Here is a 21,840-nt window from a genome sequence, read left to right as displayed (position 1 = left end):
CCGCAAACAACTTAGCAGCGAGGGGGCCCCCGCGCCAACGCATGGCGCAAAGCAAAGGGGCGGCCCGGCAGGACCGCCCCTCCGTCAGTTCAGCTGCCGCCCCTTCAGGCCTTCGGCGCTTCCTCGGCCTTGGCGGGTTCCGCCACCGGCTCCGGGGTCGCCACCGGGGTGATCGGCACCGCCACGGCGGGACCGGCCGGCGCGACTTCCTCAGCCTCTTCGCGGTTGGGCTTCACGCCCTTGAAGAGGTTGTTGATCTCGTCGCCGCTCAGGGTCTCGTACTCGAGCAGGGCCTTGGCCAGGGTGTGCAGATCCTCGATCCGCTCGGTGAGGATACGCTTGGCCTCGTCGTGGCCTTCCTGAACCAGGCGTTTGACCTCGGCGTCGATCTTCTTGGCCGTCTCGCCAGACACGTTCTGGGTGCGGGCCACCGAGTGCCCCAGGAACACCTCGTCCTGGTTCTCGCCGTAGGCCACGACGCCCAGCTCCTCGGAGAAGCCCCAGCGGGTGACCATGGCGCGGGCCAGCTTGGTGGCCTGCTCGATGTCCGAGGCGGCGCCGGAGGTGACGTTCTCCTTGCCGAAGATGATCTCCTCGGCCACGCGGCCGCCCATCAGGATGGCCAGGCGCGAGGTCATCTGCTGGTACTTCATCGAGTAGCGGTCGCCCTCGGGAAGCTGCATGACCATGCCGAGGGCGCGGCCGCGCGGGATGATGGTGGCCTTGTGCACCGGGTCGGTGTTGGGCACCGAGAGGGCCAGGATCGCGTGACCGCCTTCGTGATAGGCGGTCAGGCGCTTCTCTTCCTCGTTCATCGCCATCGACTTGCGCTCGGCGCCCATCAGAACCTTGTCCTTGGCGTCTTCGAAGTCGCGCATGGTGACCATGCGGCGGTTGCGGCGGGCGGCCATCAGGGCGGCTTCGTTGACCAGGTTGGCCAGGTCGGCGCCGGAGAAGCCCGGGGTGCCGCGGGCCATGGTCTTGACGTTGACGTCGGCGGCGAGCGGCACGTTGCGCATGTGCACGCGCAGGATCTTCTCGCGGCCGGTCAGGTCGGGGTTGGGCACGACCACCTGGCGGTCGAAGCGGCCGGGGCGCAGCAGCGCCGGGTCCAGCACGTCCGGACGGTTGGTGGCGGCGATCAGGATGATGCCTTCGTTGGCCTCGAAGCCGTCCATCTCGACCAGCAGCTGGTTGAGGGTCTGCTCGCGCTCGTCGTTGCCGCCGCCCAGGCCCGCGCCGCGGTGACGGCCGACGGCGTCGATTTCGTCGATGAAGATGATGCAGGGCGCGTTCTTCTTGGCCTGCTCGAACATGTCGCGCACGCGGCTGGCGCCGACGCCCACGAACATTTCCACGAAGTCCGAGCCGGAGATCGAGAAGAACGGCACGCCGGCCTCGCCGGCCACGGCGCGGGCCAGCAGGGTCTTACCGGTGCCCGGAGGGCCGACCAGCAGGGCGCCCTTGGGGATCTTGCCGCCCAGGCGCTGGAACTTGGCCGGGTCCTTCAGGAAGTCGACGATCTCGGTCAGGTCGTCCTTGGCCTCGTCGACGCCGGCCACGTCCTCGAAGGTGACGCGGTTCTTGTTCTCGGTCAGCAGGCGGGCCTTGGACTTGCCGAAGCCCATGGCGCCACGGGCGCCGCCCTGCATCTGGCGCATGAAGAAGATCCACACGCCGACCAGCAGCAGGATCGGCAGCAGTCCGCTCAGCACCTGCAGGAAGAACGAGGGGCGCGACGACTGGAACTTGATGTCCGCGCCGGCCTTTTCGAGCCGCTGAAGCAGGTCGTCCTGCACCATCGGCGCGCCGACCGTCAGCTTCTCGTTGGTCTTGGTCGTGGCGGTGACGGTGTCGCCCTTCACCACGACGTCCTTGATGTCGCCCTTGTCGGTGCGAGCCAGGAGTTGCGAGTAGCTGACTTCCTTGACGGCGTGCTGGCCGCCGACGCCCTGGCTCATGACGCTCCAGAGCCCGAGAAGGACCAGACCGATCACGCCCCAGATGGCGAGATTACGCAGGTTCATTAAGACCTCGACCGTTGTTCCCCGGCGACCGGGGGTGTCTCAGGCTCCGAACATAGGGATACGAGCCTTAAGACGCTATGCGCCGAAACGCCGTTCTCTCGTTCGTGTGCGATCACGCCGCAGGCCCGGAACAATCTCGACAGGGCCAAAGCGCGAACCCACGCCCCCCGCGCTGCAAGAACCGGGCGAGCCTGGTCGTCCCGAACCAGCACCGGGAGGCCGGGCCGGGCCGCGGCGGGGAGCGCTCTTAGCGCCGCCCGGTCGGCGGCGTCCAGCCGGGCCGCCAGGCCTTTCAGCGGACGGACCTCGCAGGCGTGGTCGGCGACGATTTCGAAGCGGCCGTCCCAAACCGAGGCGATTCGCGGGGCGAGCGTGACCGGCGCCAGCCCGCCGCGCGCCGCCTCGCCGGCGTCGCGCAGGATCCGCAGCCGGGCGTTGTCCGCCTCGACCCGCGCCCCGGCGAGGGTGGCGGTGAAGGCGTCCTCGGCGGCCAGCCGGGCGAGCAAGGCGTCGAGCCGCGGCCCGCGCGGCGGGCGCGCGCCGCCAGAGGCGCAGACCAGGGCGGCGGACAGGAAGGCGCGCAAAGCGCCGGGCTCGCTATTACGCAGGGTCTCGCGGGCGATCACGAGGCCGCCGGCGCCGTCTTCGGCGCAAGCCGTGGCTAGGGACTTCACCCGGTCGTCCCGGCCCGGGGCGATTTCGGGACGCGCTTTCGCCGGGGTGAGATCACCCGCGGACAAACGCTGGCGCGCGCGGGCGCGAGCGAACCTGGGATCCGCGTTGGCGGGGTCCTCGATCCAGTCGAGGCCTCGGCCGGTCAGGAAATCCCGCAGCTCGGCGCGCGATGCGCCCAGCATCGGCCGCAGCAGCATGACCTCCCGCCCAGCCGGCCAGGCCGGCGACGGCGACCAGGCCCGCAGCGCGCCCAGGCTGGAGCCCTCGGCCCGCATGGCCCAGCCTTCGGCGACGTCGTCGGCGGTGTGGCCCAGCAGGATCACGCCGGCGCCTTCGGCCCGGGCGGCCTGCGCCAACAGCGCATGGCGCGCGGCGCGGGCGGCGGCGGGCAGGCCGGTCGCGGGCTTCGCGCCGGTCCAGGCCAGGGCGCGGTGGGCCGCCCCCAGGCGCGCGGCCGTTTCGGCGGCGTAGCGGGTCCAGGCGGCGCTGTCGGGGTTCAGCCCGTGGTCGACGCTCAGCGCCAGCACCGGGCGGCCGTACGGGCGCGCCCAGTCGAGCGTCAGGGCCAGCAGCGCAACAGAATCGCCGCCGCCCGAGAGGGCGACGGCGATCGGAGCCTTGCTGCGATGGTCCAGCCGGCCGCCGAGGACGGCCGCGACGCGGTCGATCAGACGCACTTGGCCTTGGTCTTGGCCGCGGCCGCGCGGGTCTTGAGCGCGGCGCTGGCGCCTTCGGCGTAGCGCTTGTTGTATTCGGCCAGGGCGGAGCACGCTTCCTTGTTGCGGCCTGCGCCAGCGAGGGCGGTCGAGAACTTCACGGCCGCTTCCGGCGCCCACTTGGTCTTGGGCCAGCCCTTCAGCGCGTAGGCGTAGGCCACGGCGGTGGCTTCGCGGTCCGAGCCGGTGAAGCGGATTTCGCCCAGGTTGTACCAGGCCTCCGCCGTCTCCGGGCTGTCCGACCAGGCCTCGACGAAGGCCTCGAAGGCCTTTTCGGCGGCGGCGTAGTCGCCCTCCAGCATCATCTGCTTGGCGGCCTTGAAGTCCGACGCCGAGCTGCCCGTCGACTTGGCCGGCGCCGACGCGGCGGCCGTGTCCATGGTCGCCATCTTGGTTTCGAGCGCGGCGATGCGAGCCAGCAGCGGGTCGATCTGGGCGGCCGAGGCGTTCTGGGCCTGACGGGCCTTGGTCAGCTCGAAGTTGGAACTCTCCAGCTGGCCGTTCACGCGCTGCAGCGCCTCTTCGAGGTCGGCGACCTTGCCGGTCAGGCTGGCGACCTGCCCCTGCAGGGCCACGACTTCCGGGTCGGGCTGGATGACGAAGGGTTCGCCCTGCTCGTTATACTGGCCGAGCGCTTTCTCCATCTTGCGGACGTTCTTCTCCAGCCGCTCGAGGCGCTTCTTGTCCCACTCGATGGCGGGCGGCTCGACCGGCTGGACGGCGACGGGCTTGGTCTGGGCGGCCAGCGGGCCGGCGGCCAGGGTCGCGGCCAGAACCGCGCCCAGGGTCAGGACCGAGATGGAGGAAAGAGCTTTTCTCATGAACCTGGAGGCTCCCACGGCTTTCAGACGACTTTGCGGCACGGCCGCGCCCAAGAAAAGAGGGGGCCGGATCGCTCCGGCCCCCTCCCCGTCTCATTCCGTCGTGCGGATTAGCGCGCGCCGGCGGTGATGGCGGTGTGGGCGTTCCGGTTGCGGGCCCAAGCGTCCTCGTTGGAGCCCGGATCGATCGGACGTTCCTTACCGTAGGAGATGGTCTCGATGCGCGAGGCCGAAACGCCGCGGCTGACCAGGTAGTCGCGCACGGCGTTGGCGCGGCGGGCGCCCAGAGCCATGTTGTATTCGCGGGTGCCGCGCTCGTCGGCGTTGCCTTCGATGCGGACGGTCACGCCCGGGTAGCGGGCCAGCCAGGCGGCCTGGGCGTCCAGAACGCCGCGGGCCTCGTCGCGCACGGAGTATTGGTCGAAGTCGAAGTACACGCGGTCGCCGGCGTTGATGACGAAGTCCTGCTCCGAGCCCGGGATCGGGCCGGTCGGCTGCTGCTGGACCGGCGGCTGCGGTTGCGGCTGCGGGGCTTCCACGGCCGGCTGTTGCGGCTGCTCGATCGGCTTGGGTTCCGGCTTCTTGGCGCAGGCGGCCATCGAGGCGGCCATCAGCGCGACCAGAGCGACGCGAGAAACGACGTTTTTCATTTTTTTACTCTCCTTGTTCCCGAGTTTCCGACCGAGCTTACGCACAGTCGGCGACGGTTCCGTCACGCTTGAGCTACGTTCTTAGAACGCGGTTTCGGAATCTTCAAATCCACTTAGTCGAGCAGCGGCGACCAGGCCGGGTCCGAGGCCGAGCCCGAATAGGGGGCCTGGCGCTCGATCCGCCCGGTCACGTCCACGATCCAGAGGCGCGGCGGCACGCCCGGAGCTTCGCGGTGGAACATGATGTAGCGGCCGTTCGGGGCCCAGGTCGGGCCTTCCTCGAAGTAGCTCGAGGTCAGGATGCGCTCGTCCGAGCCGTCCGGCTTCATCACCCCGATGTGGAAGCGGCCGCCCTCCTGCTTGGTGAAGGCGATCCAGTCGCCCTTCGGGCTCCACACCGGCGTCGAATAGCGGCCGTTTCCGTAGGAGATCCGGCGCGCGCCCGAACCGTCGGCGCCCATGACGTACAGCTGCGGGCTGCCGCCGCGGTCGGAGTTGAACACGATCGAGCGGCCGTCCGGCGAATAGGACGGCGAGGTGTCGATCGCCGGGTCCGCGGTCAGGCGCGAACGGGCCCGCGTGCGCAGGTCCATGGTCCAGATGTCGGAGTTGCCGGCGCGTTCGATCGAGAACGCCACCTTGCTCCCGTCCGGCGAGAACCGCGGGGCGAACACCGCGCCCTCGAACTGGCCCAGCGACTCCTGGCGGCCGGTTTCGATGTCGAACAGGTAGATGCGGGTGAAGTTGTCGCCCAGCGCCATGTAGGTGATCTTCTGGTCCGAGGACGAGAAGCGCGGCGTCATCACCTGATAGGTGCCGTCGGTCAGGTACTGCGGGTTGGCGCCGTCCTGGTCCATGATGCCCAGCACCTTGCGGCGCTTTGTCTTCGGACCGCTCTCGGCCACGAACACGATCCGCGTGTTGAAGTAGCCGCCCGCGCCGGTCATCTGTTCGTAGAGCCGGTCGGAGATCATGTGCGCGATCTTGCGCCAGTTCTCCGGGGTGGAGGTGAACTGCAGTCCCGTCGGGACCTGCCCCGGCTTGCCGGCGAGGTCCACGCCCTTTTCGCCCGCCACGTTCCAGAGGCGGAAGTCGACCCGCAGCCGGCCGTCGGCGTCGACGACGGACTGGCCGTTGACCAGGAACTCGGCGTTGATCACGCGCCAGTCGGCGAAGCGCGGCTGGACGCTGATGTCGAGATTGCGCTCGATGAAGGCGTTCGGATCGATCGGGCGGAAATAGCCCGAACGTTCGAGGTCATCGGAGACCACCTTGGCGATCTCGGCGCCGTACTGCCCCTGGAAGGCCGGGATGGCGATCGGAACCGGCTTGATCACGCCCTGCGTGACGTCGACCTCGATCTGCGCCCAGGCTGTCGCGGGCGCGAAGGTCCCGAACACGGCGAGCGTAGCGAACAGGGCGACGAGCGGGCGGGGCAGGCGCATAGGCTGGCGTATCCTCGTTTTCTTTTCGACCTTAGCAGCCAAAGTGAATTGGTGGAGTCGGAAAGCGGCGAAGATTGGGCGCGGCGGCGCCGCGCTCAGCAGGCGTTCTTGCCGATGAAGTTCACGGTGATCTGCTGATTGAAGAGCTCGGACGGCAACTCGGTGTACGGTTGCCCCTTGCTGATCGCGGCGTCGGCGCGCTCGGCCGCGGCCATCCAGACCGTGTCGCTGTTCCGATTGACCCAGCGCGGCCCGTCGCTGATGCGGCCATTGTTCGACAGCTTGAACTGCATCTTGATCACGACCTGATCGACGCCTTCAGCCGCGCAGTTCACGATCCACAGGTCGTTGAGCTTGGAGACGAGCGCGTTGAGCGCCGGGCCCGTGTCGACCTGGGCCGTGCCTGTGCGCGACGTGCCCTTGGCCGCATTCGGGTCCTGGCTCGACTTGGGCTTCGAGCTTGAGCGCGACAGGTCCTTCACGAAGTCGAGCGGGCTGGTCTCCGCCTCCTTCGTCGGCTTCTTCACCGGGGCCTTGTCGGCCTTGGCCGACTTCGGCTCCGGCTTGGGCTCCGGTTTCTTCGGGTCGGGCTTGGGCGGAACCGGCTTGGGCTCAGGCTTCGGCGGGGTCGGCTTGGGCGGCTCCGGCGTCGGCGGGGTCGGCTCCGGCGCGGGCTCTTCGACCGCGGGCGTCGGCGTCTCGTCCATCTCCGGGTGGTCGGCGGCGGGGGCGGGCGCCAGGGCCGGCATGTCGGAGACGATCTGCACCGGGACGGCGTTCAGCACCTCGCGCGTCTGATCCGGCCATTTCCACAGCGCAAAGCCGAACACGGCCACGTGCAGCAGGGCCGATCCGATCAGGGCCGGGGTGAGACCGTTCTTGCGCATCGCCACGCGTCAGCCGGCGTCCGGCTTGGACGCCTTGTCGGCGCCGTTGCCGGCCGTGTCGGTGATCAGGTTGATCTTGGTGAAGCCCGAGGTCGACAGCTTGGCCATGACGCGGGCCACGGACTCGTACGGCGCGCCGCCGTCGGCGCGCACGTAGATCGGCTTGTCGAGGACTTCGCCGGCCAGGGCGGTCAGGCGCGGGGCCAGCTCCGCATAGTCGATGGCGGTCTCCTGGATGAAGATCGCGCCGTCGCGGCGGATGGAGACGGTCAGCGGCTCTTCCTTGGAGTCGGAGAGCGCCTGGGCCTCGGTCTTCGGCAGTTCGACCTCGACGCCCACCGTCAGCAGCGGCGCCGAGATCATGAAGATGATCAAGAGCACCAGCATCACGTCGACCAGCGGCGTGACGTTGATTTCCGACAGGGTCTGGCGGCGGCGGATGCGCCGGCGGCCGCGCCCGTCGCCGCCCTGCAACGACATGCCCATGGATCAGGCCGCCCGGTCGTTGAGGCGGTCGCCCAGCTTCTTGGCGACGGCGACGCCCAGGTCGTCGGCGAAGCTCTCCATGCGGCCGGCGAACTTCGACGCGTCCAGCGAGAACTTGTTGTAGGCGATGTAGGCCGGAATGGCCGCGCCCAGGCCGATGGCGGTGGCGAACAGCGCTTCGGCGATGGCCGGGGCGACGGTGGCCAGGTTGGTGTTGCCCGACGCGGCGATGGCGTCGAAGGCGTGCATGATGCCCCACACCGTGCCGAACAGGCCGATGAAGGGCGAAGCGGTGGCGACCACCGCCAGCACGCCCAGGCCGTCTTCGATCTTGCGGTTCTCACGCGCGATCACGGCGTCCAGCGCCCGGTCGATGCGCTGCATCAGAAGCGCCGTCTGGGTGTCGCTGAGCGGACCGCGGGCGCGGGTCTCGCGCCAGTCCTTCAGCGCGGTGACCAGCAGCAGGGGCAGCGGGTGGCGCGGGTTGTCGCCGGCCTGGGCGGCCAGGTCGTCCAGCGACCGGCCGGTCCCGGCGGCGGCCTCGAAGGCGTCGGCCTGCCGGTTCAGGGCGCCGAAGCGGACGGTCTTGTCCAGGATGACGGCCCACGACCACAGCGAGGCGATCGCCAGCCCGATCATCACCAGTTTCACGACCCAGTCGGCCTGCATGAACAGGCTGATGATGTTCAGGGTGTCAGGGTTCACGCCCTCGGCCATGAACAGCTCCCGTATGAAGTTCGCCAGGTCGGCTAAGCGCGACCATATTCAACAGATCGAACGCGACAAATCTACGGCGCGTCGGGCAGAAGCCACGGTCGCAGATGCTCGATCATCTGCCTGGGCGGTCTGCGCGGGCGGCCGGCGAGGTCGATGCAGGCCGCCTCGACCTTCGCACGACACACGATTTCGCCGGCCCGTTCAATCGATTGCGAGATAATAAGGCGCGGCCCTTTGACCCGGTCGTAGGCCGTGCGCACCACCAGGGCGTCGTCGATGCGCGCGCCGCGCAGGTAGTCGATCTCCATACGCACGACCACGAAAGCGAGCGGATCCTCGCGCTCCAGCAGCTCGGTGTGGCCCGAGGACACGACCCGGAGAAAGTCCGACCGGCCGCGCTCGAAATAGCGCAGGTAGTTGGCGTGATAGACCAGGCCGGTGAAGTCGGTGTCCTCGTAATAGACCCGGACCGGCAGCAGATGGTCGCGGCCGACGAACTGGCCGGCCGTGGCGACGAGATCGGCGCTCATGCTCAGGGCTGCGCCGTCCAGCCGGCCCCGCAGGCCGCCTTCTGGAAGGCGTTCCACTCCGCCCCCTTGTCGGCGCCGAGGACCACCTGGCCGTTCTGGAACACGAAGCTGGCGGCCCGCACCGGCTGGCCCGGCTTCTCAGCCTTCCGGCCGTAGTAGCCGCACACCACTCCGGCGCCCGGCTCGGTCACGTAGAGCAGGTCCACGTCCCTGCCGACGCGGGTCTTCAGCGCGCCGCGGGCCTGTTCGGCCCCGGCCGACAGCGCCACGGCCGGGCGGTGGGCGGCGGCCCGCTTGGCGGCGCCCTGCTTCAGCACCCAGGCCCCGACGGCGACGGCGGCGAGCAGGCCGAAAATCAGGATCCACGTCCGCCGGGTCGGCTTCACGGTCATCTTGCGCATGCTGTCCTCCTGCGGCCGGCGCGAACCGACCATATTCGTCAGTCTTCGAAAAGACCCGCCTGACCGGGCTTGGGCGCAGGCGCGGTCAGGCCCAGGTGCGCATAGGCCTTGGCGCAGGCCATGCGCCCGCGCGGCGTGCGCTGGATGAAGCCCTGCTGCAGCAGGTAGGGCTCGATCACGTCCTCGACCGCGTCGCGGGCTTCGGCGATGGCGGCGGCGATGGTGTCCATGCCGACCGGTCCGCCGCCGTAGTTCTCGATCATGGCGCGCAGGTAGCGACGGTCCAGGCTGTCCAGCCCGACCTCGTCGACGTCCAGGCGCGCCAGGGCGCGGGCGGCGCACAGCCGGTCGATCACCTCGGCCCCCTCGGCGGTCGCGAAATCGCGCACGCGCCGCAGCAGCCGGCCGGCCACCCGCGGCGTGCCGCGTGCGCGGGTGGCGATCTCGGCCGCGCCTTCGTCGGACAGGGGCGCACCCATCTTGCGCGCCGCCCCCAGGATCACCCGTTTCAGCTCGTCGGGGGTGTAGAACTCCAGCCGCAGCGGAATGCCGAAGCGGTCGCGCAGCGGCGTGGCCAGCAGGCCCGCCCGCGTAGTCGCGCCGACCAGGGTGAAGGGCGCCAGATCGATACGCACCGAGCGCGCCGAGGGCCCCTCCCCGATCACCAGGTCCAGCACGTAGTCCTCCATCGCCGGATAGAGGATCTCCTCGACGGCCGGGGCCAGGCGGTGGATCTCGTCGATGAACAGGACGTCGCGCGGCTCGAGGTTGGTCAGGATGGCCGCCAGGTCGCCGGCCTTGGCCAGCACCGGCCCGGCCGTGGCGCGGAAGTTCACGCCCAGTTCGCGGGCGACGATCTGGGCCAGGGTGGTCTTACCCAGGCCCGGCGGGCCGAACAGCAGCACGTGGTCCAAGGCCTCGCCGCGGCCGCGGGCGGCGTCGACGAACACCTGCAGGTTGGCCTTGATCGGCTCCTGGCCGACGAATTCGCTCAGGGTCTGGGGCCGCAGCGCCTTGTCGTAGGTCTCGCCGCCCTGGGCTTCCCCGGAGATCAGCCGGCTCACCGCCCGAGCTCCTGCAGGGCGGCCTTGATGACCGCCGAGATGGCGGCGTCCTCACCCAGCCGGATCAGCGCCTGGTCGACCGCGCGGCGCGCATTCGGCTCGGACATGCCCAGGCCCAGCAGGGCGGCGACCGCCTCGCCCGACACGGACGGCGCGGCCGGGGCCGCGGCGGGGGCGGAAGGCAGCGCGCTCGGCTGGAAGGCGCCGACTTCGGTCAGCTGCTTGTCCTTCAGTTCGACGACGATGCGGAGCGCCAGCTTGGGGCCGACGCCGTTGGCGCGGCCGACCGCGGCCTTGTCCTCACGCGCGACCGCCTGGGCCAGCTCGGAGGGCGTCAGCACGTCCAGCACGCCCAGCGCCGCCTTGGGGCCCACGCCCTGGACGCCCTGCAGGGCAACGAAGGCGCGGCGGTCGTCGCGGGCCAGGAAGCCGTAAAGCCTGGGGCCCTGGTCCTGCGACCACTGGGTTTCGACGTGCAGCAGCACCTCTTCGCCGGGCGCGGGCAGGCGCGAGAGGGTGCGCACGCCGCAGCGCACGACGTAGCCCACGCCGCCGACGTCCACGAGCGCCTCTTCGTCGCCGACCTCGGCCAGCACGCCCCGCAGTCTGCCGATCATGCGGCGCTCCCGAAATTACGAACCTTGCGCGCATGCGCGTGCGCCACGGCGACGGCCAGGGCGTCGGCGGCGTCGGCCTTCACGTCGCCGGCGGTCGGCAGCAGCCGTTTCACCATGAACGCGACCTGGGTCTTGTCGGCGCCGCCGGTGCCGACCAGCGCCTTCTTCACTTCCGTGGGCGCGTACTCCGCCACCGACAGCCCGGCGCGGGCCGGAGCGATCAGGGCGCAGGCCCGCGCGTGGCCCAGCTTCAGGGTCGAGGCCCCGTTGACGTTCACGAAGGTCTCCTCGACCGCCGCCTCGTCCGGCGTCCAGGTCTCGATCACCTTGGTGATCTCTTCGAACAGGTGAAGCAGACGCTCGGCGAAGGGCGCACCCTCGTCCGGCGCGATGACCCCGTGGGCGACCCAGGACAGCCGCGAGCCCTCGCTGGCCACCACGCCCCAGCCTGTGCGGCGCAGGCCGGGGTCGAGCCCCAGAATTCGAATCTTGTTCGCCATGTGTTCCTGCATAAAGCCCCGCCTTGGCTAACCGGAAGTAAAAACGGCGAGGCCTTGCGCAGGCGGGGCGGTCGGGCGTTACATCCCCCGACAATTCGGGGGAGTCCCACCAATGAAGTTCTGGATGAAGGCGGCGGTCGCAACCGCGGCCCTGATGCTGCCCGCCGCCGCCAACGCCCAGGCGCCGCGCGCCGACCAGCAGGCGTTCCGCGGCCTCTACAAGGAGATGGTGGAGATCGACTCCTCGCAGCCGAACGGCAGCTGCACCGCCGTCGCCCAGGCCATGTCCGCGCGCCTGAAGGCGGCCGGCTTCGCCGACGCCGACCTGAACGTGATCGCCCACCCCGACCATCCGAAGGAAGGCAACCTGGTCGCCGTGCTGCACGGCACGGACGCCAAGGCCAAGCCGATCCTGCTGCTGGCCCACATCGACGTGGTGGCGGCGAAGCGCGAGGACTGGACCCGCGATCCCTTCACCCTGATCGAGGAGAACGGCTGGTTCTACGGACGCGGCGCCAGCGACGACAAGGCTCAGGCCGCGATCTGGACCGACAGCCTGATCCGCATGAAGCAGGAGGGCTTCAAGCCCAAGCGCGACATCAAGATGGCGCTGACCTGCGGCGAGGAGAACGGGGCCTACAACGGCATCTCGCACCTGATCGCCCAGTACCGGCCGCTGATCGACGCCGGCTTCGCCCTGAACGAGGGCGCCGGCGGCCTGCTGGACGCCAACGACAAGCCGGTGTCGCTGGAAATTCAGTCGGGCGAGAAGATCTATCAGGACTTCCAGTTGGTCTCGACCAACCCGGGCGGCCACTCCAGCCGGCCAGTGAAGGACAACGCGATCTACCACCTGTCCGCGGCGCTCTCGGCCATCGGCGCCTATGAGTTCCCGATCCGCTTCAACGACACCACCCGCGGCTACTTCACCCGCATGGCCCCGCTGGTCGACGCCAAGGCCGGCGCGGCCATGAAGGCCCTGGTCGCCGATCCGACGAACGCGGACGCGCTCGCCGAGGTGACCAAGGATCCGATGTGGAACAGCATGCTGCGCACCACCTGCGTGGCCACCCTGGTCAACGCCGGGCACGCGACCAACGCCCTGCCCCAGCGCGCCACCGCCAACGTCAACTGCCGCATCCTGCCGGGCACGCAGGTCGAGGAGGTGCGCAAGACCCTGGAGCAGGTGGTCGGCGATCCGAAGGTGAGCGTCGCGGTCAACGGCCCGATCAGCCCGGTCGGCCCGGCCCCGGTGCTGACGCCGGAGATGATGAAGCCGCTGGAGCGTGAAGCCGCCAAGCTGTGGCCGAACGTGCCGATCGTCCCGATCATGCAGACCGGCGCCACCGACGGGAAATACCTGATCGCCGCCGGCATCCCGACCTACGGCGTGGAAGGCCTGTTCACCAGCTCGGACGGCGACGGCATCCACGGCCTGAACGAGCGGGTGCGGGTGAAGTCGCTCTACGACGCGCGCGACTTCCTCTACGCCCTGGTCAAGGACTACGCCGTCTCGAAGTGACGGGCTCTCGTCTCGCCCCCCGCGCGATCAGTCGTCGCGCGGGGTGATGGCGTATTCGACCACCGCCGGGTCGGCCAGCAGGTTGGCCGCCAGGACCTTCACGCACTCGCGGCTGGCCCTGATCTTGGCGGAGTGCTGCAGGATCCGGCCCTCCGCCGTCAGCCGCTGGGCCAGGCCCGAGCAGCCGCATCCCAGCTCCCTCATGGTCTGGACGAACTCGCGGTCGCTGGGGGCCCGGTCCCGCGCATAGCGGACCTCCAGCACGATCGCGGTCTTGCGCGGCAGGTGCTCGTCGATCCAGCGCAGGCCGACCAGCACCACCAGGATCAGCAGGTTTCCCACCACGGCCACGCCGTAGAGGCCGGTGCCGTAGAGCACGCCCAGGCCCGCCACCGCCCACAGCGAGGCCGCCGTGGTCAGGCCCTGCACGCTGAAGCCGTGCTTGAAGATCACCCCGCCGCACAGGAAGCCGATGCCGGTCAGGATGCCGTGCGCCATGCGGGTGGGATCGGCGGTGATGTTCTCGCCGGGGATAAAGCCCACCGACCAGCGCCCCTGATGGGCCGCGGCCACCATCAGCATGGCCGAGGTCAGGCAGACCAGGGTGTGGGTGCGCAGTCCGGCCGGGCGGCCGCGCGCCTCGCGCTCGAACCCGACCAGGCCGCCGCCGACCAGGGCGCCGATGATCGGCCAGATCAGATCCGGCTCAAGCTCCCACATCCGCCGCTCCTCTCCGGCGGTCAACGGCGCCGCTCGCGAGCCGTTCCCGAAACGAAACGAAGAAGGCCCCTCCGGGCGGAGAGGCCTTCTCGAAACGTAGCTGGCTTGAAAGCCTCAGCCGGCGAGGCGCTCCAGGTCCTCGTCGCTGATCTCGAAGTTGGCGTAGACGTTCTGGACGTCGTCGTCGTCGTCCAGCGCGCCGACCAGCTTCATGACCGTGGCCACCGCGTCGCCGGTCACCGGGGTCAGCGACTTCGGCTTCCAGATGATCGCGGTCGACTTCGGCTCGCCCAGCTTGGCGGTCAGGGCCTCGACCACCTCGTTGAGGTCCTCGAAGGCGGTGTAGATCGTGTGGCCCGGCGCGTCCTCGTAGATGTCCGGCTTCACCAGGTCGCTCTCGACGTCCTGGGCGCCGGCCTCGATGGCCGCCTCCATCACCGCGTCCTCGCTGCCGGCCTCGGCGCGGTAGACGATCTGGCCGACGCGATCGAACATGAAGCTGACCGACCCGGTTTCGCCCAGGTTGCCGCCGTTCTTGGCGAAGGTCGAACGCACGTTCGAGGCCGCGCGGTTGCGGTTGTCGGTCAGCACCTCGACGATGACCCCGATCCCGCCCGGGCCGAAGCCTTCGTAGCGGATCTCTTCGTAGGCGTCGGCGTCGCCGCCGGCCGCCTTCTTGATCGCCCGCTCGATGTTGTCCTTGGGCATGGACTCGGCCTTGGCGTTGTTCACCGCCAGCCGCAGGCGAGGGTTCATGGCCGGGTCGGGCATGCCCGACTTGGCCGCCACGGTGATTTCGCGCGACAGGCGCGAGAACAGCTTGGAACGGACGGCGTCGGCGCGTCCCTTCCGGTGCATGATGTTCTTGAACTTAGAATGCCCGGCCATGTGGTCGCTGTCTGAGCTCTTTGCTTGGATTCCAGGCGGCCCCCGCCGCCCGGTGTAGGGTTTCGGGGCCTAAGTAGCGAACCGGAACGGCGCGCGGAACCCCCGTGCGACGACGGGGTTCAGTCAAAGGCCCCGCCCGGAGACGCGTACATGACCCCGATCGACGCCGATTACATGGAAGAGCTGGCCGGTCCGGAGATCGTGCACTGGTACGAGCGCCCGGGCTGGCCCCTGGGCGACGTGACGCCCGCGGTGGCGCTCGCGTCCGCCTTCGCACTGGGCGCCCTGGTCGGGGCCGGCGTGCTGCTGGCGGTGGAGCGACTGCGCCACCACTGAGCTCAGGCGAACACCGCCTCGACGTTCGGAACGTGCTGCGAGAGCCGTCCGCCGACGCGGATCGGCTCGACGCGCACCGCCAGGCCGGTGCGGTCGTCGGTCTCGACATAGACGCCGCAGATGGTGGCCGGACCCGAGGCCGGCGTGTAGCGGCTCTGCGAGATGCGGGTGGTGAACCGGCGCAGCGGCTCTTCCTTCTCGTTGCCGATCACGCTGTCGTAGTCGGCGCAGGCGCCGGCGTCGGTCTGGTAGGCGGTGCCGCCGTTCAGGATCTGGCAGTCGGCGGTCGGCACGTGGGTGTGGGTGCCCACCACGAGGCTGGCGCGCCCGTCGCAGAAGTGGCCCATGGCCATCTTCTCGCTGGTCGCCTCGGCGTGGATGTCGACGATCACCGCGTCGGCGGCCAGGCCCAGCGGGCAGGATTCCAGTTCCTTGTCGACGGCGGCGAACGGGTCGTCCAGCGCGTCCATGTGCACGCGGCCGAGCGCGTTGATCACCAGCACCCGCTTGCCCGACTGGGTCTCGTACAGGTTCGCGCCGCGCCCGGGCGCATGCGACAGGCGCGGATAGTTGGCCGGGCGGATCAGACGGGGCTCACGCACGATGTAGGTGAGCGCCTCCTTCTGGTCCCAGGAATGGTTGCCGAGCGTCAGGCAGTCGGCCCCGGCCTCGAACAGGTCGCGCGCGGTGGCCTCGGTGATGCCGAAGCCGGCCGCCGCGTTCTCGGCGTTGATCACCACGAACTCGAGGCCCAGGCGGCGACGCAGGGCGGGAAGGTGGTCGGCGAGACCCTCGCGGCCGGAGCGGCCCACGACGTCTCCGAAAAAAGCGATACGCATTCAGTCGTCCTCTCGGACCGCAATATAGCCGAGCTCGGTGACGACGCCGTCCAGTTTCTGGTCGTGCGCGTCCAGCGGCGTTTGGTCGATCTCCTGGGCGGCGTAGGCCAGGCCCACCGCCACCACGGGCTTGAACGCGCGCAGGGCCTCCAGGGTCCGGTCGAAATGACCCGCGCCGTAGCCCAGCCGCCCGCCGAAGCGGTCGAAGGCCAGCAGGGGCACGATCACCAGGTCGGGGACCACGACGGGGGCGTCCTCCAGCGGCTCGTGCACCTTGAAATGCCCGGGCGCGAGCTCGGCCTCGGGGCGCCACAGGCGGAAGGTCAGCGGGTCGTGCGAGCCGCGCGGCGGCGTGGCCGGCAGGGCTGCGCGCGCGCCCAGCCGCATCAGCCGGCGCATCAGCGGGCGCGGGTCGATCTCGGTGCGGAACGGCCAGTAGCCGGCCACCACCGCGCCCGGCGCGGGGATCCAGAAGGCCGGAAACAGGGCCGCCGCGGTCTCGCCGGCCATCGGGTTCAGCGCGAAGGCGCGCGCCCGCGCCTCGGCGGCGTCGGCCCTGGCGGCGGATTTCGGGTCGGGGAAATCGGTCATCGGCGCGTTCGGCGAAGCTGTACGCCCGGAACGCACCGGGAAGAAGAGGGTGGCGGCGCCGCGTAGAACCGTGAAGGCAGTTTCAATCCCCTCGGACCTGGATAGCCAGGTGGGCGCCGTGTGCGCGGGTCCACGGACCCGAACAGGGACAGCTCCCTTCGAGGATGATTAAGGTCCCCGGGATGTGAAGCCTTCGACGCGAGCCGCAGCAAGACCCGCCGGATGTCCAAGGTAGGGGGCGGGGGAAACGATCACAACCCTGCGCGCTGTCGCAATTGAACTTCCGTCATCCCGGCCGCAGCGCAGCGAAGAGCCGGGCTCCAGCAAGCGCATGCTTGTTGCAGGCCCCCGCGCAGCGTCGAGGTCGAACTTTCCGGGATGACGGGCCTTTTTGAAACTACTCCGCCAGCAGCTTCTCGAGCCGCCCGGCCGCGGCGTTCAGGGCGTCGGCGGCGCGCTTTTCCACGGTTTCGGAGCCGGCCATGGTCCGGTCGTGCTCGGCGCGCAGGCGGTTCAGCTGGGTGCGGATGTCGCTGAGCTCGTCGGCGACCAGCAGGGCGGCCATCAGGAACAGGCGGATGTCGCCGACGTGGCCGACGTCCTGGGCCACCTGGCGGACGTTGTCGTCGAACTGGCGGGCCAGGGCGCGGACGCGCTCCTCCTGGCCGTCGGCGCAACCGACGTTATAGGGGCGCCCGTTGATCTCGACGGTGACGGTGGCCACGGGACTATTCCTCGGCGGTCAGGATCAGACGGACGTGTTCGGCGGCGCGACCCAGCGCCGCGGACGCCTCGGCGGCGGCGTCCTCGAGATCGCGGGCGCGGGCCCTGGCGCGATCGAGGTCCTCGGCCAGGCGTGCGCGGTCCTGATCGAACAGATCGCCCTCGCCGCCACGGCTCTGCGCCTTGAGCGCACGGAAGCGCCCCTCCAGCGCGGTGAGCGCCTGGTCAAGCCGGCCGGCCGCGGCGTCCAGTTCACTGGTCGAGTCCGCCATCACGCCCCTCCACCCAAATCCTGACACGAATCTGTATAGAACGCGCGCCGTGCGTCAGGTAAAGCGCGCGCGCCCTGTTTTCCTCGTCTCCGGAGTCCGTTTCATGGCCGACGACCTCGTCCGCGCCCCCGCCCGCACGTCGGTTTCGACGCAGCGCATGGCCGACGCCATCCGCGTGCTGTCCATGGACGGCGTCGAACAGGCGGCCTCCGGCCACCCCGGCATGCCGATGGGCATGGCCGACGTCGCCACCGTGCTGTTCACTCGCTTCCTGAAGTACGACGCGCGCAAGCCCGAGTGGCACGACCGCGACCGCTTCGTGCTGTCGGCCGGCCACGGCTCCATGCTGATCTACTCGCTCCTGCACCTGACCGGGGTGAAGGAAGTGACCACCCAGGAGCTGAAGAACTTCCGCCAGTGGGGCTCCAAGACCCCGGGCCACCCCGAGTACGGTCACACACCGGGCGTCGAGACCACGACCGGCCCGCTGGGCCAGGGCCTGGCCACCGCCGTCGGCATGGCCATGGCCGAGCGCCACCTGGCCAACCGCTTCGGCTCCGAGCTGGTCGACCACCGCACCTGGGTGATCGCCGGCGACGGCTGCCTGATGGAAGGCGTCAGCCACGAGGCCATCGGCCTGGCCGGCCGCTTCAAGCTGAACAAGCTGACCGTGCTGTGGGACGACAACGAGATCACCATCGACGGCGACGTCCGCATCTCCGAGACCGGCGACCAGCTGGCCCGCTTCAAGGCGTTCGGCTGGGCGGTGAAGCGCATCGACGGCCATGACGAGGGCCAGATCCGCCGCGCGATGATCTGGGCCACCCGCCAGGACCGCCCGACCCTGATCGCCTGCCGCACCCGCATCGGCAAGGGCGCGGCCACCATGGAAGGCAGCCACAAGACCCACGGCGCAGCGCTCGGCGCGGCCGAAGTGGCCGCCACCCGCCAGAAGCTGGGCTGGACCCTGCCGCCGTTCGAGCTGCCGGAAGACATCGTCGACGCCTGGCGCAAGGCCGGCCGCAAGGGCGGCCGCGCCCGCCGCGCCTGGGAGGACCGCCTGAAGGGCTCGGAGAAGTCGGCCGAGTTCCTCCGCGCCATGAAGGGCGACCTGCCGGCCGAGGCCTTCGCCGCCATCGACGCCGAGATCGTCAAGCAGACCGAGGCCAAGCCGGCCGCCGCCACCCGCGTCTCCTCGGGCTCGGCCCTCGAGAACCTGACCCCCTACATCCCCGAGATGATCGGCGGCTCGGCCGACCTGACCGGCTCGAACAACACCTTCGTCAAGGGCATGAAGGCGTTCGACTATCCGGACTACAGCGGCCGCTACGTCCACTGGGGCGTGCGCGAGCACGGCATGGCCGCGGCCATGAACGGCATGGCCCTGCACGGCGGGATCATCCCCTACTCGGGCACCTTCCTGGTGTTCTCCGACTACAGCCGCCCGGCCATCCGCCTGGCCGCGCTGATGGGCGTGCGCGCCATCCACGTGCTGACCCACGACTCGATCGGCCTGGGTGAGGACGGCCCGACCCACCAGCCGGTGGAGCACCTGGCCGCCCTGCGCTGCATCCCGAACCTGCTGGTGTTCCGCCCGGCCGACGCGGTCGAGGTGATGGAGTGCTGGAAGGCCGCTCTGGAAGCCAAGACCTCGCCGTCGGTGATGGCCCTGTCGCGCCAGAAGACCCCGGCTGTGCGGACCGTTCGGGCCGAAGAGAACCTGTCGGCCCGCGGCGCCTACGAACTGGCCGCGGCCGAGGCCGGTCCCGCCCAGGTCACCCTGTTCGCCTCGGGCACCGAAGTGGCCATCGCCATGGCCGCCCGCGCCCAGCTGGAAGCGGAAGGCGTCGGCACCCGCGTGGTCTCCACCCCCTGCTGGGAGCTGTTCGAGGCCCAGCCGGCCGCCTACCAGCGCAAGGTGATCGGCAAGACCACCGTGCGCGTCGCGGTCGAAGCGGCGGTGAAGTTCGGCTGGGAGCGCTTCATCGGCGACGACGGCGTGTTCGTCGGCATGAAGAGCTTCGGCGCCAGCGCGCCGTACGACCGGCTGTACCAGGAGTTCGGCATCACCCCGGAAGGCGTGGTCGCCGCGGCCAAGTCGCAGCTCTGATCCCGACGTCCTGATCAACGACCAGGGCCCGTTCCGTCCAAGGCGGACGGGCCCTTTTTCTGTCAAAGGATATTCCCATGCGCCTCGGCACGCCGCTGTCGCCCACCGCCACCAAGGTCATGCTGCTGGGCTCGGGAGAGCTCGGCAAGGAAGTGGCGATCGAGCTGCAGCGCCTGGGCGTCGAGGTGATCGCGGTCGACCGTTATCCGAACGCGCCGGCCATGCAGGTGGCTCACCGTTCGCACGTGATCGCCATGACCGATCCGGCCGCCCTGCGCGCCGTGATCGAGCAGGAGCGTCCGCACCTGGTGGTGCCGGAAATCGAGGCGATCGCCACCGACGTGCTGGCCGAGGTCGAGGCCGCGGGCCTGGCCACGGTCATCCCGACCGCGCGCGCCACCCAGTTGACCATGAACCGCGAGGGTATCCGCAAGCTGGCGGCCGAGGAGCTGGGCCTGCCGACCTCGAGCTTCGCCTTCGCATCGAGCCGCGACGAGCTGGCCGCCGCCGCCCGCGACGTGACCGGCTTCCCCTGCTTCGTGAAGCCGGTGATGTCCTCCTCCGGCAAGGGCCAGAGCTATCTGGAAAGCCCCGAGGACGTTGACGGCGCCTGGACCTATGCGCTGGCCGGCGGCCGGGTCGAGCAGGCCCGCGTCATCGTCGAGGGCAAGGTCGAGTTCGACTACGAGATCACGCTCCTGACCGTGCGCGCGAGGAACGCCGCCGGCGAGATCGAGACCCGCTTCTGCGCGCCGATCGGCCACCGCCAGGTGAAGGGCGACTATGTCGAGAGCTGGCAGCCCCAGCCGATGAGCCCGAAGGCGCTGGAACGCGCCCAGGACATCGCCGCCGAGGTCACCGGCGCGCTGGGCGGCCAGGGCGTGTTCGGCGTCGAGCTGTTCGTGAAGGGCGACGAGGTCTGGTTCTCGGAGGTCAGCCCCCGCCCGCACGACACGGGCCTCGTCACCCTGGCCAGCCAGACCATGTCGGAGTTCTGCCTGCACGCCCGCGCCATCCTGGGCCTGCCCGTCGACACCTCGCAGCGCGAGCCGGGCGCCAGCGCCGTCGTCTACGGCGGCATGGAAGCCGAGGGCGTCGCCTTCGAGGGCGTGGACCAGGCCCTGGCCGTCCCGGGCGCGGATCTGCGCCTGTTCGGCAAGCCGGAAGCCTTCGAGCGTCGGCGCATGGGCGTGGCCCTGGCCCGCGGCGCCGACGTCGATCAGGCCCGTGAACGCGCCCGCGAGGCGGCCGCTAAGGTGAAGCCGGTCCGGGGCTGACGCGGCCGGCCGCGACCTCGACGGCCCGGGCCAGGGCCGGATCGCGCCCCGCCTGACGGTCGCCGCCCGTCGTGACCGCCTCGACGTCCGGTCTCACGCCCTGCCCCTCCAGCCGCACGCCCGCCCCGGTGCGGGCGTCGCCGATGCTGACGCTGAGCTCGCCGCCGTCGGGCAGGAGGTACTCCCGCGACGCCAGAACGGCTCCGCCGGTGCGTACGCCGACAATCGCGCCCCGCCTGCTTTCCTGGATCGCGGCGGCGAACAGCTCGGCGGAGCTGTTGGTGCGCAGGCCGACCAGGACCGCCATCGGCCCCGGGCGCGGAGTTTCGCACGCCCCGACGCGCTCGGACTCGACGAAGCCCCGGCGCGAGGTGGTGCGCACGACCACCCAGCCCTCCGGCGCCAGGCAGGCCAGGCTGCGACGCAGTTCGGAAATGTAGCCGCCGTGGTTGCCGCGCAGGTCTACGACCAGCGGCGCATCCGCGGGCACGCGCGAGATCTGCTGGGCGAGCCAGTCGGCGGAGCCCTTGTCGAAGGCGTCGAAGCCCACGACCCAGGCGCCGTCGCGCAGCTCAGCCGGGCGACGGCCGGACCGGGGCCCGGTCTGCGCCGCCGCCGAGGCCCCGGCCGACGAGGCGGCGCGGCGCTTCAGGAAGTCCGGACTGCTGGCGAAGGCGTGCCGGTCCTTGAGCCGGCCGAGCATGTCCCCGATCACGGCGTAGAGCGCGGGCTCATCGGCCGCGGCTTCGGCCTTCGGCCGGTACTCGGCGCGGACGGCCTTCCAGTCGATGCCGTGGAAGCGGCGGTCGTAGTAGTCACGGTCGACGCGACGCCAGACCGTGTCGAACACCTTCAGGTTCGCCGCCGCATGAGCGTCGACCGGCGACCGTTGGGCCGCGAGCGCCGGGCTCGCGGACAGGACCGCCGCCAGAAAGGCGGCGCAGAACGCGCGACGCATGGGACCACCCCCTCGCGCGCGAACCTAGCGCGCAGGGCGGCCCCGCCCCCGCCGACACGACGTCGCAG

The 21,840-nt window shown here is 70.3% G+C and carries 23 protein-coding genes, 1 other RNA gene and 1 pseudogene; 4 read left to right on the top strand and 21 right to left on the bottom strand.

Annotated elements, in window-relative coordinates:
* Positions 1–104: 104 nt before the first annotated feature.
* The 13 genes and pseudogenes from ftsH to ruvC all read right to left on the bottom strand — a co-directional run bounded on the left by ftsH (position 105) and on the right by ruvC (position 11,536).
* Positions 105–2,027 carry an ATP-dependent zinc metalloprotease FtsH gene (gene ftsH / locus H8B08_RS00940; RefSeq protein ID WP_187448345.1) on the bottom strand — a complete coding sequence of 641 codons (1,923 nt, stop codon included), beginning with the start codon at positions 2,025–2,027 and terminating at the stop codon, positions 105–107.
* Positions 2,028–2,128: 101 nt separating this feature from the next.
* Positions 2,129–3,373, bottom strand: a pseudogene (gene tilS / locus H8B08_RS00935) (tRNA lysidine(34) synthetase TilS); the annotation flags it as partial.
* Positions 3,370–4,239, bottom strand: coding sequence for a tetratricopeptide repeat protein (locus tag H8B08_RS00930; RefSeq protein WP_187448343.1), 870 nt, complete (start codon positions 4,237–4,239; stop codon positions 3,370–3,372). The pseudogene tilS and the gene H8B08_RS00930, both read right to left, overlap by 4 nt.
* Positions 4,240–4,349: 110 nt before the next feature.
* Positions 4,350–4,889, bottom strand: coding sequence for a peptidoglycan-associated lipoprotein Pal (gene pal / locus H8B08_RS00925; protein ID WP_187448342.1), 540 nt, complete (start codon positions 4,887–4,889; stop codon positions 4,350–4,352).
* A 113-nt stretch (positions 4,890–5,002) separates the two neighbouring features.
* Positions 5,003–6,334: a Tol-Pal system beta propeller repeat protein TolB gene (gene tolB, locus H8B08_RS00920; protein ID WP_187448341.1), complete on the bottom strand. Its 1,332-nt coding sequence runs from the start codon at positions 6,332–6,334 to the stop codon at positions 5,003–5,005.
* 95 nt (positions 6,335–6,429) lie between these two features.
* Entirely contained in the window at positions 6,430–7,221 is a 792-nt protein-coding gene (locus H8B08_RS00915; protein ID WP_187448340.1) for a hypothetical protein, read from the bottom strand.
* A 9-nt stretch (positions 7,222–7,230) separates the two neighbouring features.
* A complete protein-coding gene (gene tolR, locus H8B08_RS00910; RefSeq protein ID WP_370545367.1) occupies positions 7,231–7,707 on the bottom strand; it encodes a protein TolR in 477 nt (158 codons plus the stop codon).
* A 3-nt stretch (positions 7,708–7,710) separates the two neighbouring features.
* Positions 7,711–8,424, bottom strand: a complete 714-nt coding sequence (gene tolQ, locus H8B08_RS00905; protein WP_187448339.1) for a protein TolQ — start codon at positions 8,422–8,424, stop codon at positions 7,711–7,713.
* Positions 8,425–8,495: 71 nt separating this feature from the next.
* Complete coding sequence (gene ybgC / locus H8B08_RS00900) at positions 8,496–8,954, bottom strand: tol-pal system-associated acyl-CoA thioesterase (RefSeq protein ID WP_304516279.1); 459 nt, start codon at positions 8,952–8,954, stop codon at positions 8,496–8,498.
* Between the two features lie 2 nt (positions 8,955–8,956).
* A complete protein-coding gene (locus H8B08_RS00895; RefSeq protein ID WP_187448338.1) occupies positions 8,957–9,355 on the bottom strand; it encodes a hypothetical protein in 399 nt (132 codons plus the stop codon).
* A gap of 38 nt (positions 9,356–9,393) precedes the next feature.
* Positions 9,394–10,419, bottom strand: a complete 1,026-nt coding sequence (ruvB, locus tag H8B08_RS00890; protein ID WP_187448337.1) for a Holliday junction branch migration DNA helicase RuvB — start codon at positions 10,417–10,419, stop codon at positions 9,394–9,396.
* Complete coding sequence (ruvA, locus tag H8B08_RS00885; RefSeq protein ID WP_187448336.1) at positions 10,416–11,036, bottom strand: Holliday junction branch migration protein RuvA; 621 nt, start codon at positions 11,034–11,036, stop codon at positions 10,416–10,418. Before ruvA ends, ruvB begins: the two co-directional genes overlap by 4 nt.
* Complete coding sequence (ruvC, locus tag H8B08_RS00880) at positions 11,033–11,536, bottom strand: crossover junction endodeoxyribonuclease RuvC (protein ID WP_187448335.1); 504 nt, start codon at positions 11,534–11,536, stop codon at positions 11,033–11,035. The genes ruvA and ruvC overlap by 4 nt, the downstream gene beginning before the upstream one ends.
* 112 nt (positions 11,537–11,648) lie before the next feature.
* Between ruvC and H8B08_RS00875 the strand changes: the two genes are divergently transcribed.
* Positions 11,649–13,058, top strand: a complete 1,410-nt coding sequence (locus H8B08_RS00875; protein ID WP_187448334.1) for a M20/M25/M40 family metallo-hydrolase — start codon at positions 11,649–11,651, stop codon at positions 13,056–13,058.
* Between the two features lie 27 nt (positions 13,059–13,085).
* Here the strand turns inward: H8B08_RS00875 and H8B08_RS00870 are convergent, their stop codons facing one another.
* Both H8B08_RS00870 and H8B08_RS00865 read right to left on the bottom strand, forming a co-directional pair.
* A complete protein-coding gene (locus H8B08_RS00870; RefSeq protein WP_187448333.1) occupies positions 13,086–13,778 on the bottom strand; it encodes an MgtC/SapB family protein in 693 nt (230 codons plus the stop codon).
* A 114-nt stretch (positions 13,779–13,892) separates the two neighbouring features.
* The gene (locus tag H8B08_RS00865) at positions 13,893–14,666 is read right to left on the bottom strand and encodes a YebC/PmpR family DNA-binding transcriptional regulator (RefSeq protein WP_187448332.1); all 774 of its coding nucleotides are present in this window, start codon (positions 14,664–14,666) and stop codon (positions 13,893–13,895) included.
* A 150-nt stretch (positions 14,667–14,816) separates the two neighbouring features.
* Between H8B08_RS00865 and H8B08_RS00860 the strand changes: the two genes are divergently transcribed.
* Positions 14,817–15,002, top strand: coding sequence for a hypothetical protein (locus H8B08_RS00860; RefSeq protein ID WP_163259279.1), 186 nt, complete (start codon positions 14,817–14,819; stop codon positions 15,000–15,002).
* A gap of 2 nt (positions 15,003–15,004) precedes the next feature.
* Here the strand turns inward: H8B08_RS00860 and H8B08_RS00855 are convergent, their stop codons facing one another.
* The 5 genes from H8B08_RS00855 to H8B08_RS00835 form a co-directional block, all read right to left on the bottom strand.
* Complete coding sequence (locus H8B08_RS00855; RefSeq protein WP_187448331.1) at positions 15,005–15,841, bottom strand: TIGR00282 family metallophosphoesterase; 837 nt, start codon at positions 15,839–15,841, stop codon at positions 15,005–15,007.
* A complete protein-coding gene (locus tag H8B08_RS00850; RefSeq protein ID WP_187448330.1) occupies positions 15,842–16,432 on the bottom strand; it encodes a 5-formyltetrahydrofolate cyclo-ligase in 591 nt (196 codons plus the stop codon).
* 51 nt (positions 16,433–16,483) lie between these two features.
* A non-coding RNA gene (gene ssrS / locus H8B08_RS00845) (6S RNA) lies at positions 16,484–16,647 on the bottom strand.
* A 182-nt stretch (positions 16,648–16,829) separates the two neighbouring features.
* A complete protein-coding gene (locus H8B08_RS00840) occupies positions 16,830–17,156 on the bottom strand; it encodes a cell division protein ZapA (protein ID WP_163259276.1) in 327 nt (108 codons plus the stop codon).
* 4 nt (positions 17,157–17,160) lie between these two features.
* Positions 17,161–17,427, bottom strand: a complete 267-nt coding sequence (locus H8B08_RS00835; protein WP_187448329.1) for a DUF4164 family protein — start codon at positions 17,425–17,427, stop codon at positions 17,161–17,163.
* A 157-nt stretch (positions 17,428–17,584) separates the two neighbouring features.
* Between H8B08_RS00835 and tkt the strand changes: the two genes are divergently transcribed.
* On the top strand, positions 17,585–19,537 hold the full coding sequence (tkt, locus tag H8B08_RS00830) for a transketolase (RefSeq protein WP_222934261.1): 1,953 nt from the start codon (positions 17,585–17,587) through the stop codon (positions 19,535–19,537).
* Between the two features lie 77 nt (positions 19,538–19,614).
* The gene (gene purT / locus H8B08_RS00825) at positions 19,615–20,814 is read left to right on the top strand and encodes a formate-dependent phosphoribosylglycinamide formyltransferase (protein WP_187448327.1); all 1,200 of its coding nucleotides are present in this window, start codon (positions 19,615–19,617) and stop codon (positions 20,812–20,814) included.
* On the opposite strand, the gene H8B08_RS00820 is transcribed toward purT, so the two are convergent.
* Positions 20,789–21,772 (bottom strand): S41 family peptidase, encoded by a 984-nt coding sequence (locus tag H8B08_RS00820; RefSeq protein WP_187448326.1) that lies wholly within the window; start codon positions 21,770–21,772, stop codon positions 20,789–20,791. The two genes, purT and H8B08_RS00820, sit on opposite strands and share 26 nt — an antisense overlap.
* Positions 21,773–21,840: the final 68 nt, after the last annotated feature.

Origin of the sequence: Caulobacter sp. 17J80-11 (assembly GCF_014349105.1) — a bacterium.
GTDB lineage: Bacteria > Pseudomonadota > Alphaproteobacteria > Caulobacterales > Caulobacteraceae > 17J80-11.
The sequence above is the reverse complement of the archived record's forward strand: the minus strand, read 5'-3'. Positions and strand labels throughout refer to the sequence as shown.